At 54.5% G+C, this 14,675-nt stretch carries 17 protein-coding genes; 12 read left to right on the top strand and 5 right to left on the bottom strand.

Annotated elements, in window-relative coordinates; genetic code table 11:
- Positions 1–43: 43 nt before the first annotated feature.
- Entirely contained in the window at positions 44–238 is a 195-nt protein-coding gene (locus ACFO3I_RS17150) for a hypothetical protein (protein ID WP_377336108.1), read from the top strand.
- Positions 239–346: 108 nt separating this feature from the next.
- On the top strand, positions 347–625 hold the full coding sequence (locus ACFO3I_RS17145; RefSeq protein WP_377336106.1) for a hypothetical protein: 279 nt from the start codon (positions 347–349) through the stop codon (positions 623–625).
- Here ACFO3I_RS17145 and ACFO3I_RS17140 read toward each other — a convergent pair.
- Positions 622–933, bottom strand: a complete 312-nt coding sequence (locus ACFO3I_RS17140) for an EscU/YscU/HrcU family type III secretion system export apparatus switch protein (protein ID WP_377336104.1) — start codon at positions 931–933, stop codon at positions 622–624. The two genes, ACFO3I_RS17145 and ACFO3I_RS17140, sit on opposite strands and share 4 nt — an antisense overlap.
- 1 nt (position 934) lies before the next feature.
- Complete coding sequence (fliK, locus tag ACFO3I_RS17135; RefSeq protein ID WP_377336102.1) at positions 935–2,884, bottom strand: flagellar hook-length control protein FliK; 1,950 nt, start codon at positions 2,882–2,884, stop codon at positions 935–937.
- Positions 2,885–2,981: 97 nt separating this feature from the next.
- Here fliK and ccmA point away from each other — a divergent pair, with 97 nt between their 5' ends.
- The 10 genes from ccmA (at position 2,982) to ACFO3I_RS17085 (ending at position 11,508) form a co-directional block, all read left to right on the top strand.
- The gene (gene ccmA / locus ACFO3I_RS17130; protein WP_377336100.1) at positions 2,982–3,608 is read left to right on the top strand and encodes a cytochrome c biogenesis heme-transporting ATPase CcmA; all 627 of its coding nucleotides are present in this window, start codon (positions 2,982–2,984) and stop codon (positions 3,606–3,608) included.
- Complete coding sequence (gene ccmB / locus ACFO3I_RS17125) at positions 3,602–4,264, top strand: heme exporter protein CcmB (RefSeq protein ID WP_377336098.1); 663 nt, start codon at positions 3,602–3,604, stop codon at positions 4,262–4,264. The genes ccmA and ccmB overlap by 7 nt, the downstream gene beginning before the upstream one ends.
- 1 nt (position 4,265) lies before the next feature.
- Positions 4,266–5,003 (top strand): heme ABC transporter permease, encoded by a 738-nt coding sequence (locus ACFO3I_RS17120; RefSeq protein ID WP_377336096.1) that lies wholly within the window; start codon positions 4,266–4,268, stop codon positions 5,001–5,003.
- Positions 5,003–5,206 (top strand): heme exporter protein CcmD, encoded by a 204-nt coding sequence (gene ccmD, locus ACFO3I_RS17115; RefSeq protein WP_377336094.1) that lies wholly within the window; start codon positions 5,003–5,005, stop codon positions 5,204–5,206. Before ACFO3I_RS17120 ends, ccmD begins: the two co-directional genes overlap by 1 nt.
- Positions 5,203–5,688 (top strand): cytochrome c maturation protein CcmE, encoded by a 486-nt coding sequence (gene ccmE, locus ACFO3I_RS17110; RefSeq protein WP_377336092.1) that lies wholly within the window; start codon positions 5,203–5,205, stop codon positions 5,686–5,688. Before ccmD ends, ccmE begins: the two co-directional genes overlap by 4 nt.
- A complete protein-coding gene (locus tag ACFO3I_RS17105) occupies positions 5,685–7,643 on the top strand; it encodes a heme lyase CcmF/NrfE family subunit (RefSeq protein ID WP_377336090.1) in 1,959 nt (652 codons plus the stop codon). The genes ccmE and ACFO3I_RS17105 overlap by 4 nt, the downstream gene beginning before the upstream one ends.
- Positions 7,636–8,205 carry a DsbE family thiol:disulfide interchange protein gene (locus ACFO3I_RS17100; RefSeq protein WP_377336088.1) on the top strand — a complete coding sequence of 190 codons (570 nt, stop codon included), beginning with the start codon at positions 7,636–7,638 and terminating at the stop codon, positions 8,203–8,205. The genes ACFO3I_RS17105 and ACFO3I_RS17100 overlap by 8 nt, the downstream gene beginning before the upstream one ends.
- 3 nt (positions 8,206–8,208) lie before the next feature.
- Entirely contained in the window at positions 8,209–8,700 is a 492-nt protein-coding gene (locus tag ACFO3I_RS17095) for a cytochrome c-type biogenesis protein (RefSeq protein ID WP_377336087.1), read from the top strand.
- Entirely contained in the window at positions 8,697–9,884 is a 1,188-nt protein-coding gene (ccmI, locus tag ACFO3I_RS17090) for a c-type cytochrome biogenesis protein CcmI (protein ID WP_377336086.1), read from the top strand. Before ACFO3I_RS17095 ends, ccmI begins: the two co-directional genes overlap by 4 nt.
- 205 nt (positions 9,885–10,089) lie before the next feature.
- The gene (locus ACFO3I_RS17085; protein WP_377336085.1) at positions 10,090–11,508 is read left to right on the top strand and encodes a peptide MFS transporter; all 1,419 of its coding nucleotides are present in this window, start codon (positions 10,090–10,092) and stop codon (positions 11,506–11,508) included.
- A 132-nt stretch (positions 11,509–11,640) separates the two neighbouring features.
- Here the strand turns inward: ACFO3I_RS17085 and ACFO3I_RS17080 are convergent, their stop codons facing one another.
- The 3 genes from ACFO3I_RS17080 to ACFO3I_RS17070 all read right to left on the bottom strand — a co-directional run bounded on the left by ACFO3I_RS17080 (position 11,641) and on the right by ACFO3I_RS17070 (position 14,638).
- Positions 11,641–12,501, bottom strand: coding sequence for an SH3 domain-containing protein (locus tag ACFO3I_RS17080; protein ID WP_377336084.1), 861 nt, complete (start codon positions 12,499–12,501; stop codon positions 11,641–11,643).
- 16 nt (positions 12,502–12,517) lie between these two features.
- Positions 12,518–13,657 carry an alpha/beta hydrolase gene (locus ACFO3I_RS17075; RefSeq protein ID WP_377336083.1) on the bottom strand — a complete coding sequence of 380 codons (1,140 nt, stop codon included), beginning with the start codon at positions 13,655–13,657 and terminating at the stop codon, positions 12,518–12,520.
- 219 nt (positions 13,658–13,876) lie between these two features.
- Positions 13,877–14,638 carry an MlaA family lipoprotein gene (locus ACFO3I_RS17070; RefSeq protein ID WP_377336082.1) on the bottom strand — a complete coding sequence of 254 codons (762 nt, stop codon included), beginning with the start codon at positions 14,636–14,638 and terminating at the stop codon, positions 13,877–13,879.
- Positions 14,639–14,675 lie beyond the last annotated feature (37 nt).

Raw genomic sequence — 14,675 nt, 5'->3', positions numbered from 1 at the left:
CCAGACGGTCTAATTTTTTGTCTTTGTTTGCCGGAGGTGACTGATGAATGTACTTGAGCTGAAGTTGGGCATGGTCTGCCAGACCAAAAAAGGGGTTGGTGTGGTCAGTTGGATTGATGCACAAGACAGAGCTGTGTATTTGTCTGATCTGGATGATAAGGAACGTCATATGGCGGTGTCTTTTGATGAATTGCTGGATGAACCTCAGCTGCATCAAAAAGGAGACATTTACTACTAGACTTTACCCTCTCTAAATTTCATGAACTTTATGCCGCATGATGCGGCTTTTTTTTTGCCCGCTCTGGTAGACTCGCAGCTCTGAGCCGAAAAAGAATGTGAGATCTTTATGCAATTGTATGCCTGTGTGGGTCTGGAATTATCTGACGATGACGCAGATGTAGAAGAAGTTGCGCGCGATTGTGGCCATACCTTAAGCCATGCTCAGTTAAATGACTGGCATTTGCAGCGTGCACTCGAATGGCACGGTGAACCTTGTCTGGAGTTTTTACTTGAGGTGGATGATGGGGCGGACAACTTCCATTTGTTGACTCAGTTAACCTTGAGTATTTCCCATCCGGCGGTATCGGCAGCCAGAGTGTTGCAGGTACAGGCCGAACCCTTTTAGCTTTTTAAATCAATACGCTGGTGAATATTGTGCCATTCATCCGGAAATTTCCCCTGTAACACATAAGAAAACGCAATCAGCTCGGCGATAATAATAAAGAGTTCCTTCGGGATCGAATCGCCAAGCTCAATGCGCTGCAATACTTTGACCAGCTCTTCGTCTTCGTGCACCAACACGCCATGTTCTTTGGCGGTTTGCAGTATTTCAGCCGCCAGCTCGCCATGGCCTTTGGCGACAATTTTCGGCGCCTGTTCGCCGTCATAAGCCAGCGCAACGGCCGATTGCTGTTCATTGATTGGTTGTGTCATCTCAGACCCGTATCGCTAATAAACTGGTGGTTTTTGGCAGCAGGCTGTCCGGAATTTTACCGAGTTGACAGCGGGTTTCGCCAAGTTGCAGGCCTTGTGCTTTCAGCCGGTCGCGCAGCAAAGGCAAAAACTTTTCGGCCAGCAACAAAGCGGTATTGTTGTCGGTGTAGAGCTGCAGGTTCAGGTTGGGGCCTGCCAACTGGCTGATCACCAATAAATTGCCGAGAATTTTTAAATCAAACTTCATGGTCAATTGCCAGCCGGAGCCTCCGGCCTGGCGCTGCTCCGGATCTGGCTCCCGCTCGGTAATGGCGATCTGGCACAAATCACTTTGTTGCTGGCCATTGAGTGGCAATGCGAAATACAGTTGCTGCAACGGTTCTTTATTTTGTTGCTCCACTGTCGCCAGCTGCGCTTGTTGCATCGATGCGCTATGTGAAGCCAGCTTTTTTAATAAATCCAGGCTTTGCTGTGTGTCCAGTTGCTGCACCAGTTCTTTCAGTTTGCCTTCTTTGACCGGGGTCTTATCTTGTGCCGATGAACTGACCCGTCCCAGCAATAGCTGCAGCGCCAGCGCCAGGCCTGATGCGGCTGTGGTTGGCGCGGCAGTGCCTGGCAGTGCCATCGCCGGACTGAACTGTAACAAGGCCTGCAATTGTTCGGGCAGTTCTTTGGCCAATTGCGGCCTGAGTGGGTCGGGTTGCAGCTGGCGTACCTGGTTTAACAGCTCACGCACTGCAGGTGGCAAGTCCGGGCTGTCAGCCAGTTCCTGCCATTGCTCAGGCACTAGCGGCAGCAGCTGACGCCATGCCTGATTCACAGTGGTGGTTTCCAGCTTTACAGGCATAGCCTCTGCCTGACCGGCGCCGGGCAGCGGCTGCGCCGCTTGCAACACCGAAGCAGGCTGCGGCTTGGTGCTTTCCACCAGCGGCGTTTTGCTGCTGTTGCTGACCTCTGTCAGTGGCGACTGAAGTTTGGCGGCGATGGCACCCTGCTCTGTGGTAATTGCGGTGGTGGCAGGGGTAGAGAGTGCAGTGCGCGACGCGGACGTCAGCTGCACTGCCGTGGGTTCAGCGGCGGCTTGCAGCTGCACCGATTTGCCCGGCATCTCAACAGTCACAGCCTGTTGCAGCGCAGGCGCTTTTAATTGCAGCTGACCGGTCTGGCTGAGCTGCAGCTGATAAGCTGGTGCCGCCAGTTGTTGCCGTACCGCCGCAGGCAGTGCCAGTTGCTGCAACTGCAACAACGGCAGGGCCGATTGGCCCAATTGCTGATTGAGTTTGTGGCTGAGCGCTGGTAACAGCTGCGCCTGCACGGTCGGGGACGGATTGAGCAGCAGGGCTTTGCTGGACAGTTGCGTCAGGGTGGTCCGGACAGCGTCGGTCTGACTGGCCAGCCATTTCGCCTCCGGCTGTAACTGCAGCTTGAGTTCACCATGGCTGAACTCCAACCGGGCATTCAGCCATTGTGAGGCTGGTTGTTGCTGAAACACCGCCTGCAAGGGCTGCAGGGCAGCCGGCAGAGGCAAGCGCACAGGTGTTTGCTGGGACGGTAACTTCAATAGCAACTCCAGCCCCTGCGGCCGCAATTGGATCTGCAGGCTGACGGTGGTTTGCGGGAGCTGCTGACTCAGGCTGGTCAACAGTTGTTGCCACTGCGCCTGATTCAGCTGAATGCTTTGCGGGCTGGCAAACTGCTGGCTGAGCTGCAGTTGCAGCTGACCGGCCGGTGCCGGACTGAATTGTACCGTTAATTGGCCTTGCAGTTGCGGCAGGTTCAGCGCGCTTGAGCTGAGCTTTAACGGGCCGCCTGGTGTTTGGACTGTCAGATTGCCTTCGGATTTGCCGACACTGAGCAGCGCCTGATAACTTTGTTCCTGCACCAGTGTCACCAGCGCTTGTGCTGATTTGGCCTGGGGCTGAAAAAGGCTATCTAGGTTGATCTGGTTCATAGTTTTGTCCTGTGTCGGCGCGGTTAAAGCGCGCAGCGCATTCGTATTCTATTACCAATATGCTAAGATGCCGCCACTTTTTTCCGGAGCCTGCGTTTTGTCGATTCTGTTAAGCGCCGAACAACTGAGCTGTGTCCGTCAGGACAGAGTGTTATTTGACCAGCTGAGCTTTGACCTGCCTGCAGGGCAGGTGTTGCATATTCAGGGCAAAAACGGCGCTGGCAAAAGTTCCTTGTTACGTATTTTGGCGGGGCTGGCTGACGCTGAAACCGGTCAGGTCCGGTTTCGCGGCTTGCCGATCACCAGCTCTGCGGCCGGGTTTTCCCAGCATCTGCTTTTTATCGGCCATCAGGCCGGGATCCACAGTCAATTAAACGCACTGCAAAACCTGGAGTTTTGGGCGGCCTTATTAGGTTGCAGCCAGTACGAGCCTTATCAGCTGCTGGGCCAGCTGGGGTTGGCCGGTCTGGAAGATATTCCCTGTTATATGCTGAGTGCTGGCCAGCAGCGCCGGGTGTCGCTGGCGCGCCTGTGGCTGACCGAGCGGCCGCTGTGGATTTTGGATGAACCCTTTACCTCGCTGGATAAACAACTGATTAGCCGATTGGAGCAACAACTTCAGCTGCATTGCAGCCGGGGCGGCGCTGTGGTGCTGACCAGCCATCAAGCCCTGTCTGCTGATTATCAGGCACTGGCCCAACTGGAGTTGCAGTACAGATGGTAAGCCAGGTGTTATTCCGCCGCGAGCTGGCATTGCTGGCCCGGCAAAAAGCCGACTGGCTGAACCCACTGGTGTTTTTCCTGCTGGTGCTTAGTTTATTCCCGCTTGGTATTGGGCCTGAGCCCAATATGCTGCGCCAAATCGCGCCCGGGGTAGTCTGGATTGCCGCACTGCTGTCGGTGTTATTGTCGGCTGAACGTTTATTTAAAGAAGACCATCGTTTTGGCGTGATTGAGCAGCTTGTCGCGATTCAGACTGGCCTTAGCCGCTATGTGCTGGCTAAAATTGCCTGCCACTGGTTGTCCACCGGCGTGCCACTGTTGCTGGTGTCACCGCTGATTGCTTTATTGCTAGGGTTGGATAGGGCCAGCTATCAGGCCTTGCTGCTGACTTTAGTGCTGGGCACGCCGGTGCTGAGTTTACTCAGTGTGCTGGGTGCGGCGCTGACCACGGCGGCAGATAAAGGTGGTTTGCTGCAGGCACTGATTATTTTACCTTTGTATATTCCGCTGCTGATCTTCGCCAGCAGTGCGATGGATGCGGCCGCGACTGGCCTGGATTACAGTGGTCAGTTGGCTGTGTTGTTGGCGTTTTTATTGTTGAGTCTGGCGCTGGTGCCTCTGGCTGTGCGACAGGCGTTGAAAATGAATGTGGGGTGATATGTTCCGCTGGCTGGATCCTTATGCAAAACCTGAAACCTTGTATCACTTCTGTGGCCGTTTGTTGCCCTGGTTGCTGATAAGCGCTGTGCTGACCTTGCTGCTTGGCGGCGTTTGGGGCCTGGCCTTTACCCCAGCGGATTATCAGCAAGGGGATTCCTACCGCATTATTCATATTCATGTGCCAGCGGCCATCTGGTCTATGGGTGCTTACAGCAGCATGGCAGTCGCGGCTTTTGTTGGCCTGGTCTGGCAAATTCGGGTGGCGCAGTGGTCTGTGTTGGCGATTGCACCAGTTGGCGCAGTCTTTACTGCTATTGCGCTGGTCACAGGGGCCGCCTGGGGCAAGCCGATGTGGGGCACCTGGTGGGTGTGGGATGCGCGGCTGACCTCTGAGCTGGTGCTGTTGTTTTTGTATTTAGGCGTGCTGGCGCTGGCCGGCGCTTTTTCGGATCAGCAACGCGGTATTAAAGTGGCGTCTTTGCTGGCCATCGTCGGTGTGGTGAATTTGCCGATCATTCACTATTCAGTGGAGTGGTGGAACACCCTGCATCAGGGGGCCACCATTACCAAGTTTGCCAAACCGTCGATTGATGCCTCGATGTTATGGCCACTGCTAATCAGTTTACTGGGGTTTGCTTTGTTATTGGCGGCATTAACCTGCCTGCGGTTACGCAGCCAGATTTTGAAATTTGAACAACACAGACCCTGGGTCCGACAGCTGGTGGAGAACAACTGATGGCTTTTACATCCTGGGCTGACTTCTGGGCTATGGGCGGTTACGCCTTTTATGTCTGGCTGTCATTTGGTGTGACCTATTTGTTACTGCTGGGCCTTGGCTGGTTCAGCCTGCGTGAACATCGTCAATTAAAACAACTAATCCGCGCCAAAGCAGCGCGGGAGCAACGGGTGCGGCAACATCAGGAGACTCTCAACGAATGAATCCACGTCGTAAACAACGCTTAGTGGCCATCACCGCCGTCATTGTGCTGGTGGGTGGGGCCGTAGGTGCCATGCTCTATGCGCTGCAACAAAACATTGATTTGTTTTATACCCCAAGCCAGTTGGTGGACGGGATAGGCAAAGACAAAACCAAACCTGAAATTGGCCAGCGCCTGCGTATCGGCGGTATGGTGGTGAAAGGTTCAGTCCGGCGCGATCCAAACTCGTTAAAAGTCAGTTTCGATTTAGTCGATACAGGCCCGCTGGTGACGGTGGAATACGAAGGCATGCTGCCGGATTTATTTCGTGAAGGGCAGGGCATTGTGGCTACAGGCATATTGCTGGACGCGCGTACCATCAAAGCGTCAGAAGTGCTGGCCAAACACGATGAAGAGTATATGCCGCCTGAAGTTGCCGAAGCGATGAAAGGCATTAAGCATGTACCGCCGTCGCAAGCTCAGGATAAGGGCCAGACCCCATGATTGCAGAGTATGGTCAACTGGCGCTGACAGTGGCGTTGGTGCTGTCACTGGCGCTGGCCGTGCTGCCTTTGTATGGCAGTATCAAACAACACAGCAGCGCATTGCAGCTGGGACACCCTTTGGCTTATGCGATGTTCGTGCTGACGGCCTTTTCGTTCTGGGCCTTGTCCTATTCGTTTTATCAGGATGATTTCACCATCGCCTATGTGGCGGCCAATTCCAACAGCCTGTTGCCCTGGTACTACAAGCTGACCGCCGTCTGGGGCGGCCATGAAGGTTCGATGTTATTGTGGGTGCTGATCCTGTCTGGCTGGATTGCCGCAGTGGCGCTGTTTTCACGCAGCCTGCCACTGGTGCTGCAAGGCCGAATTCTCGGCGTGATGGGCTGGATTGCCTTAGGCTTTTATGTCTTTGTGCTGATGATGTCTAACCCGTTCGCCAGCACCTTGCCTTATTACCCGGCCGATGGCCGCGACCTGAACCCACTGCTGCAGGACTTTGGCATGATTATTCACCCGCCTATGCTGTACATGGGCTATGTCGGGTTTGCGGTGTCCTTTGCCTTTGCGATATCGGCGCTGATTGGCGGCCGTTTTGACAGTACCTGGGCCCGTTGGGCCCGGCCCTGGACTTTAGCCGCCTGGATGTTCCTGACGCTTGGCATCATGCTCGGCAGCTGGTGGGCTTACAACGAATTGGGCTGGGGCGGCTGGTGGTTCTGGGACCCGGTAGAAAATGCTTCCTTTATGCCATGGCTGGTCGGCACTGCGCTTATTCACTCACTGGCGGTGACTGAAAAACGCGGCACCTTTAAATCCTGGACTGTGCTGCTGGCGATTGCCGCTTTCTCCCTAAGCCTATTAGGCGCTTTTTTAGTGCGCTCCGGCGTGTTGGTGTCGGTGCATTCCTTTGCCTCAGACCCGAGCCGTGGTCTGTACCTGCTGGCGTTTTTACTGGTGATCGTCGGTGGTTCCTTGTTGCTGTATGGCCTGCGGATGCAGTCGGTACGCAGTCAGGCACGCTACGAGCTGTTTTCCCGTGAAGTGATGCTGTGGGGCAACAACGTATTTTTGCTGACGGCTATGGTGGTGGTGTTTCTCGGCACCCTGTTCCCGCTGGTGCATAAAGAGCTGGGGCTGGGCTCCATCTCCATTGGCGAGCCGTTCTTTAACCAGCTGTTTTATTACCTGGTGATCCCCTTTGCCTTGCTGTTGGGGTTGGGCCCTTGGGTGCGCTGGAAACAGCAGCAGGCCGCAACCTTAATCAAGCCATTAAGCCTGGTGCTGATTGCGGCGCTGGTGCTGGCGCTTGGCACTATGGCGGCCTTGCAGTCGGTTCAGGCCAATCTGGCATTGATGGGCCTGTTGTTGGGGGCTTGGGTGGGCGCTTCTGCGCTGTTTGAACTGCTTAAACGCCTGCAACAGTTTGGTTCTGTCGGCGTTGGTCTTGGCAAATTAAGCGCCAGCCACTATGGCATGACGCTGGCCCATATTGGCTTTGCAGTGCTGGTGGTCGGTGTCGCCATGACCAAAACCTACAGTGAAGATATTCAGGTGCGGATGCAGCCGGGCCAAACAGCAGAGCTGGCTGGTTATCAGTTCCGGCTGGTTGAAGTGTACGAGCTGAACGGGCCGAATTACGGTGGCGAAGCGGCTGAAATTGATGTGTCTTATCAAGGCAATTACGTTACCCATCTGCATGCGGAAAAACGTTTTTATCCGGTGCAGCGCACTGTGATGACCGAAGCGGCCGTGGATGCCCGTTTAAGCCGCGACCTCTATGTGGCTTTGGGTGAATCACTGGGCGATAACGCTTGGGCGCTGAGCCTCTATGTGAAGCCCTTTGTGCGCTGGATTTGGCTGGGTGGTTTATTAATGGCGCTGGGTGGACTGATTGCCTTGCTGGACCGCCGTTACCGCCGCCCAGTGAAAGAGAAGGAGCTTGCTGATGCGTAAACTGGCGTTTTTTCTGCCATTGGCCCTATTTCTCGGCCTGGCAGTGTTTTTATTCAGCGGGCTGTTTTCCAACCCGATGGAACGTGAGTCGTCGGTACTGAATAAACCCTTACCTGTGTTCAGCCTGCCAGATTTAAACGACCCGACAAAACAGTGGACAGCGGACAGCCTTAAAGGCAAACCGCTGCTGCTGAATGTCTGGGGCGTCTGGTGCCCAACCTGCAATGCGGAACTGGCGTATTTGTCAGAACTGCGCGAGCAGGGCGTGACCATTGTCGGGCTTTATTACGAGCAGCCAGCCGATGCGGCTTTTGGCGAGGTATTTGACCTGGCCCGCCTGCAGCAGGATGTGGCGTTAAAACTGAGCCAGAACGGCAACCCGTACCAGTGGAACATTCTGGATAAAGAGCGCTCGCTGATTTTTGATTTAGGGGTCACTGGCGCACCGGAAACCTTTCTGATCGATAAAAACGGCGTGGTGCGTTACCACCATATCGGCGATATTAACCCGCAGCTCTGGCAGCAAAAGCTGGCGTCAGAGTGGCAGGCACTGCAGGAGTAACACATGAACAAGTGGATGACTGCCCTGATGTTGCTGCCTGCACTGCTGCTGGCGCCGTCGTTGCTGGCTGCCAACTCGGCGGATACGCCGCAGGCGATGACGGAGTTTGATTCTGCCACTCAGCAGGCGCTGTACAAAGAGTTGACGCATGAGCTGCGTTGCCCCAAATGCCAGAACCAGAATATTGCTGACTCCCATGCCGTGGTGGCGGTGGATATGCGCAATAAAACGCTGGAGTTGCTCAAACAAGGCAAAAACAAAGACGACGTGCTGGCGTATATGAAAAGCCGCTACGGTGATTTTGTGCATTACCAGCCGCCGGTGAATCGCAGCACCCTGGTGCTGTGGGCGGTGCCGGTGGTGATGTTGCTGGTGTTGTTGTTGTCGGTGTTCTGGCGACGTCGCGGCCGGACTAACGACAGTGCAGCGCAAACGCCGGATGCGGCGGAACAGCAGCTGGATCAGCTGATTGCGCAGTACAGGAGAAAACCATGATTTGGAGTTCGTTGTTACTGGCATTTGCCGGTATGGTCCTGCTGATCCTGGCATTTTTACTGCTGGCCCGCCGCAGGCAGGACAGAGTGCAAAACCCATTGCTGGTATTTGAGCAGAAACTGCAGTTGCTGGCGCAGGCGCGCAGTCAGGGCGAGCTGGCTGAACCTGATTTCGAGCAGGCCGCCGCTGATTTGAAAACTGAGTACCTGCAGCGTGAGCAGTTGCAGGCGGTGCAGCACAAAACCAATCAGGGGTGGTTATGGGGCACAGTGCTGTCGGTGTTGATAGCCTCTGTGGCTTTGTACAGCCTGACCGGCCATTACAGTCAGCTGCAACAATGGCAACAGGCCAAAGACAATTTGCCGTCTTATGGTGAACGCGCGCTGTTGAATAAAGGCGAACCGCTGACCGAACAGGAAGTGCAGCTGTTTTCGTTAGCGCTGCGCAGCAAAATAGCGGCTGAAGGCGACGATGCGGTGGCTTGGTTTGTGATTGGCCGTATTGCCTTGTCTAAAGGCATGGCCGCGGATGCCATCGATGCTTTTGAAAAAGCACTGCAGCTGACGCCGAACCGTGTGAATTTGCTGGTCAGTTACAGTCAGGCGTTGCTGGTGCAGGGCGGCGAAGAAAGCCTTGGTAAAGCAGGACGGGCTTTAGCCAGGGTGCTGCAACAGGAACCGGACAATACCGATGCCTTGTCGATGCTGGGCATGGTGGCCGAAGAGCGCGGTGATCTGGAACAAGCCCGCCAGGCCTGGACTTTATTACTGCCCAAGTTGAGCCAGGAGGACCCGCGCTATGCGCTGATCCAGCAAAAACTGGCGCAGCAGGATACCCTGGCTTCAGGTCCTGTTATTGAACTGCAGCTGACCATTCCGGATCTGTTGTATCAGGCTTACCAGAATGCCACCTTGTTTGTATTTGTGAAGGCAACCGATGGCCCGCCATTGCCACTGGCCGTCAAACGCTTACCGGCGTTTAAAGGTGAGCAGCGCATCCGGCTGACCGATCAGGATGCCATGCAACAAGGCTGGGCGTTAAGCAATGCCAAACAAGTGCAGATCAGTGCGCGCTTGTCGTTGTCCGGCCAGGTGCTGAATGATGAAAAAGGCCCTGAAGTGCGGAGTGACGTGTTGGACTTGGCCAATTCGCCGCTGCAGCTGAGTCTGACCCTGCAGCCCTGATGCTCTGCGGGTTGATTGATTTTTGAGCAAACAGCCCCTGTTATCCCAAAGCCAGCCCGCTGTGGCTGGTTTTTACTTTTCATTTGCAGCCCAATCGGCTATAACACGGCAGTTTGCCTGCTGTTCAGGCAGGCTTGAGTTGCTGTATAGCGCTCTGGTTGTGACCCGCAACATAACTAAAACAACAGAACTCTAGGAACACGTTATGAATCAACCTCCAGCTTCGGGCACCCTGTTCGGGCACCCGAAAGGACTATTTTTATTGTTCTCCACGGAAATGTGGGAACGTTTCTCTTACTACGGTATGCGTGCGCTGCTGATCCTGACCTTGGTCGCAGCCACTGAATCCACCAACCCTGGTTTTGGCATGAGTAATGGCGATGCCTTATTAACCTACGGGTACTACACAGGTCTGGTCTACGCCACCACCTTGTTTGGTGGTCTGATTGCCGACAATTGGTTAGGCCAACGCCGCTCGATCATTATTGGCGGCATTTTGATGGCCATCGGCCAGTTCACTTTGTTTGCGGCCACACCACATAGCCTGGATCTGTTTTACGTCGGTTTAGGTTTTATTATCTGTGGTAACGGTCTGTTCAAACCAAATATCTCGGCGATCGTGGGTGATTTGTATCAGCCAGGTGATGCCCGCCGTGATGGTGGTTTTAGTATTTTCTATATGGGTATCAATATCGGTGGCTTCCTGGCCCCGTTAATCACGTCCTCGTTAGGTGAAAGTGATGCCTTTGGCTGGCGCTATGGTTACTTAGCCGCTGGTGTTGGTATGACCTTGTCAGTCGTCATCCAGCTGTTGTTCGCGCAAAAGTACCTGGGCGATTTAGGCCGGGTTCCGGGCCGTATCTTATCTCATACTGAAGCCGGCACGGCGGCGCCACTGACCAAAGTGGAATTTGATCGTCTGCGTGTGGTGTTATTCCTGTTTATTTTTGTGACTATGTTCTGGCTGGCCTTTGAGCAGGCTGGTGGTTTGATGAGCCTGTTTGCCTTGTCGCATACCGACCGTTTTATTGGTACTTTTGAAGTGCCTGCCGGTTGGTTCCAGTCACTGAACTCGTTATTTATTATAATATTTGCGCCTTTCTTTGCCTGGTTATGGGTGACGTTAAGCTCAAGGAAAATTCAGGCCGATGCACCTATTAAGATCCTGTTCGGTATGCTGCTGACCGCTATTGGTTTTGGTTTCCTGATCATGGGTGTGTTTGAGATGCAAACCAGCCCTGGCTCCAAAGCTAGCATGCTGTGGTTGACCCTGGCTTTCCTGTTCCATACCTTTGGTGAGTTATGTATTTCTCCGGTCGGTTTGTCGCTGATGACCAAACTGGCGCCGGTGAAGCTGGCCTCTCTGGTGATGGGTATTTGGTTCCTGATGCCTGCTGTGGCTCAGTACCTGGCAGGTTTCGTTGGCGCTTACTCAGACTCTGCTGGCGATAACCCTGCGATGGTCGAGTTTGCTGCGTCTCTGGGCGTACGTCAGGCTGATGCCGGCTTGCTGGTGGTGTTCGGTGGTATCGCTGTCGCGCTGGTGGTGTTTGCCGCTGCGCTCTGGTTACTGTCCGGTACCTTAGTGCGCTGGATGCACGGCGCCGAACGCTTACAAGCTTAAGTTGCTTCAGGCGCAGGCCGCTCAGCCCAGCCCGCGCCATTGAGCACTAAAAAAGCCAGTTCATGACGAACTGGCTTTTTTCTTGCCGCCTTCTCTGCTGTCGGCATGCCTGATGGCCATAGCTATGCCGCTTTAGCTTGTCAGGTAATCTCTGCGGCGCACGAACCTGTCTCTTGGTACTTTTTCGTCGCTACACCAATAGGTTTCATCTGCCATAAGTTGTGCCATGGCGCCGCTGTTATAGCGGACCAGCAGTGGTTGCAATTTCAGCCTGCTCGATGGGGTGTAGTCACCCCGATAGCGTAAATCGACCACCAGATCCTGTACTTTGGCCGGAAGCTGCGCCCAGTCGGTTGGACCATAACGTGCCACCAGATCTGGTTTGCGGCAAATTCGCATCACATCGCTTAGCATCTGCTGATAAGTCAGGGTAAAAAGTTGTTTTTGCTGAGCCGGGTTGATTTCAAAACTGCCAAGTTGTTGTTGAAGCAAAAAGCGCCTGGCGGTTGCGCCACTTAAACCGGCGGCACGGCTAAATTGGCTGGCACTGTCGCTGCTAAGTCCGCAGCTGGTTAAATCGGCTTTAATGCTCGCCGGGGTTTTGTCACGCATATCGTAACCTCGGCCTAACGTGACGCCAGAGCTGTCAGTGGGCACATGCGGCTGGCGGCTAAAGTAGCGGCCAGGTTGTTCCATGCCTTCCGCATCAAAGGTAAGCTGACCTGCGGCCACCTGAAAATCATTCTGGTTGTGGTCTGACGGTATCGGCCCTGAGGCGGCCGGCTCTGGTAACGGGGATGACAGGGCGATATAGGCTTTGGCTGCGTAGCCTTGCTGATTGCCGGCGCGGATGCGATACCAGTTACCGGCTTCGGCCAGCACTTGCACTGGCCTGTTTTTGCTCAGGCGAGCCAGGACAGGGCTTTGGCTGTCTGGCGCCTGGCGCAGCATCAGCTGGCCGGATTTGATTTGAATGGAGCCTGCTTGATTCATGGGTGCTCCTTCTGGCTTAGCCAAATAGCCAGACATTGGCATACAAGGGGTGGCGAAGCCGGCGTAGCATTGGGTCGGCCGGACTGACTCCATCCATGCTGTGGCGCAGGTCGAGATTGATATCGCCCATCAGGTAATAACTGTGTTCAACCAGGCCCTGTACTACGGCACTGCAGTCGAGTTGCTGAATTTTTTGATGCAGTGCAGCTGGGCGGGCAGCGCCTGCTGAACCTAAACGGTCTGGATTGCCTTTTGTGTAATCAGAGATCACCAGCGCATTGTCGCCTTTGTTGTGATAAACCGTGACTTGCCGTGCCAGTTCATGCAAGCGGCCAAGTTTGGCCGGATCCTCCAGCGCCGTGTCGTCGACATCAGGTGCACATAAAAATACCTGTTCGAACAGCCGGGGCAATGCATTGCCAGGCGTGAAATCATCAATGCGTTTTAAGGTGTGCTGCAACAGGTAGTTGCCCATCGAATGGCAGAGTAAATGAATATTCTGGCCGCACAACGCTTGGCCCTGGGTGCTGCGGTCGCGCAAGTTCGCCAGAAAGTCGCGCAGTTTCAGTAAACCACGACCAAAGGCCGCGCCAGAGCCTTCAGCTTCGGCGCGGTCACTGCGGTAAGAGGTAAAGGGCAGCGCCTGGCCGTCAGAGGGCCAGGTGAATAACAACACCAGCACCTTTTGTTTGGGGTCTCCATAACCAGGACGATTCAGCATCAGCTGCAGAGCTGCCGCATTGGCGACTGCATCTTGCCAGGACACATTAAAGCCATGAATAAACACCAGCACGTCCGAGCTTTGCAGCATGGCTTGTTGCACATCCTGAAACAGGGCGGCGGACCCCAACCGGGCATCCTGACTGTCCTGGTGAATGTCGTTTTGCAACTTCTCTTCGTAGGCCTGGATCCTGGCTTTAGCCACCTTGCTGCTCAGATAATCCATCAGCTTCAGGCCGTCGCCAGCACCGAGCTCGCCTACCTGTGCGACCAAATGCTTTTGCACTTTGCTGTCATCCAGCTCCAGACTGACCCGGCCGAACCTAAGGTTCTCCATGCCGTCGTCACTGAATTTTTTGCCATAACCTGAAGGTTGCCAACGGTCTTTGCCCAGATGGCAGCGGTTGGTGGCGTAATAGAGATCAAGTTGAGTCATCACATCCTCCTTGTTGTGGGTGAGCTGAGCGGTTCAATCCTAGTGCAAAGCCGGAAAACTGCCAGCAAATCTTCTGGTCTTGTCGCTGGCGCAGCCGCATAAAAAAAGCCAGTCGGCAAACGGCTGGCTTTTCATCTGTTCTGAAAGGGGTCTGAGAAAGGGGTCAGGTCTTGTATTTTGCATTGCAATGCAAAATACAAGACCTGACCCCCAGTGGATTTAGTTATCCAGATAGTCGTCGAGGTAGGATTCGTCTTCTTCTTTTTGCGGCGGGCTGCCGTCATGAACTTCGTAGTCGCGGCGCTGGAAGTAGGCTTCTTTGACAAAGCTGTACGGGTCGACCGATTCTTTCAGCAGTTGCTCACTGGACATCAGCTGCTCGCGGGCGCCCAGAATATTCAGGCCTGCTTTGGTCAGCGCCAGCGGCGTATTCAGCCAGGTGGCCGGGAAATACAGGTTGTCCACCACGCGGCCTGCTGCATCGCTGGCCGTGCTTGGCCCCATGGCCGGGATCATCAGGTACGGGCCTTGCGGCATGCCCCAAACGGCCAGTGTCTGGCCAAAGTCTTCATCCTGCTCTTTTAAATCCAGTGCGGTGGCCACATCAAACAAGCCCAGTAAACCCAGTGTGCTGTTGATGACAAAACGACCTGTACCGACGGCGGCACTTTTGGGTTTGAATTGCAGTAAGGCGTTGACCACATTGACCGGCTCGTCCAGGTTATTCACCAGATTGGCGATACCCTGGCGGGCAGGTTTGGGCACAACGGTCATATAGCCCACAGTGGTTGGACGCAGGATATAAGCGTCCAGCACGTCGTAATTTAAATCCCAGACGCCACGGTTAAAGGACTCAATTGGGTCTCTTGGGTCTGCGTAAGAATTTTTTGCCTGTTGTTCCGTGTTGCCGGTACTGGCGCAGCCGCTGGCCAGTGTGATGGCAAGCAGAGGCAGAACCAAACGCATCATGCTTAATTTCATTAAAGAAATTCCTTTGATTGATCATTCCAGGGTGGCG

Source organism: Rheinheimera marina, assembly GCF_042654345.1.
Classification (GTDB): Bacteria; Pseudomonadota; Gammaproteobacteria; order Enterobacterales; family Alteromonadaceae; genus Pararheinheimera; species Pararheinheimera marina.
The sequence above is the reverse complement of the archived record's forward strand: the minus strand, read 5'-3'. Positions and strand labels throughout refer to the sequence as shown.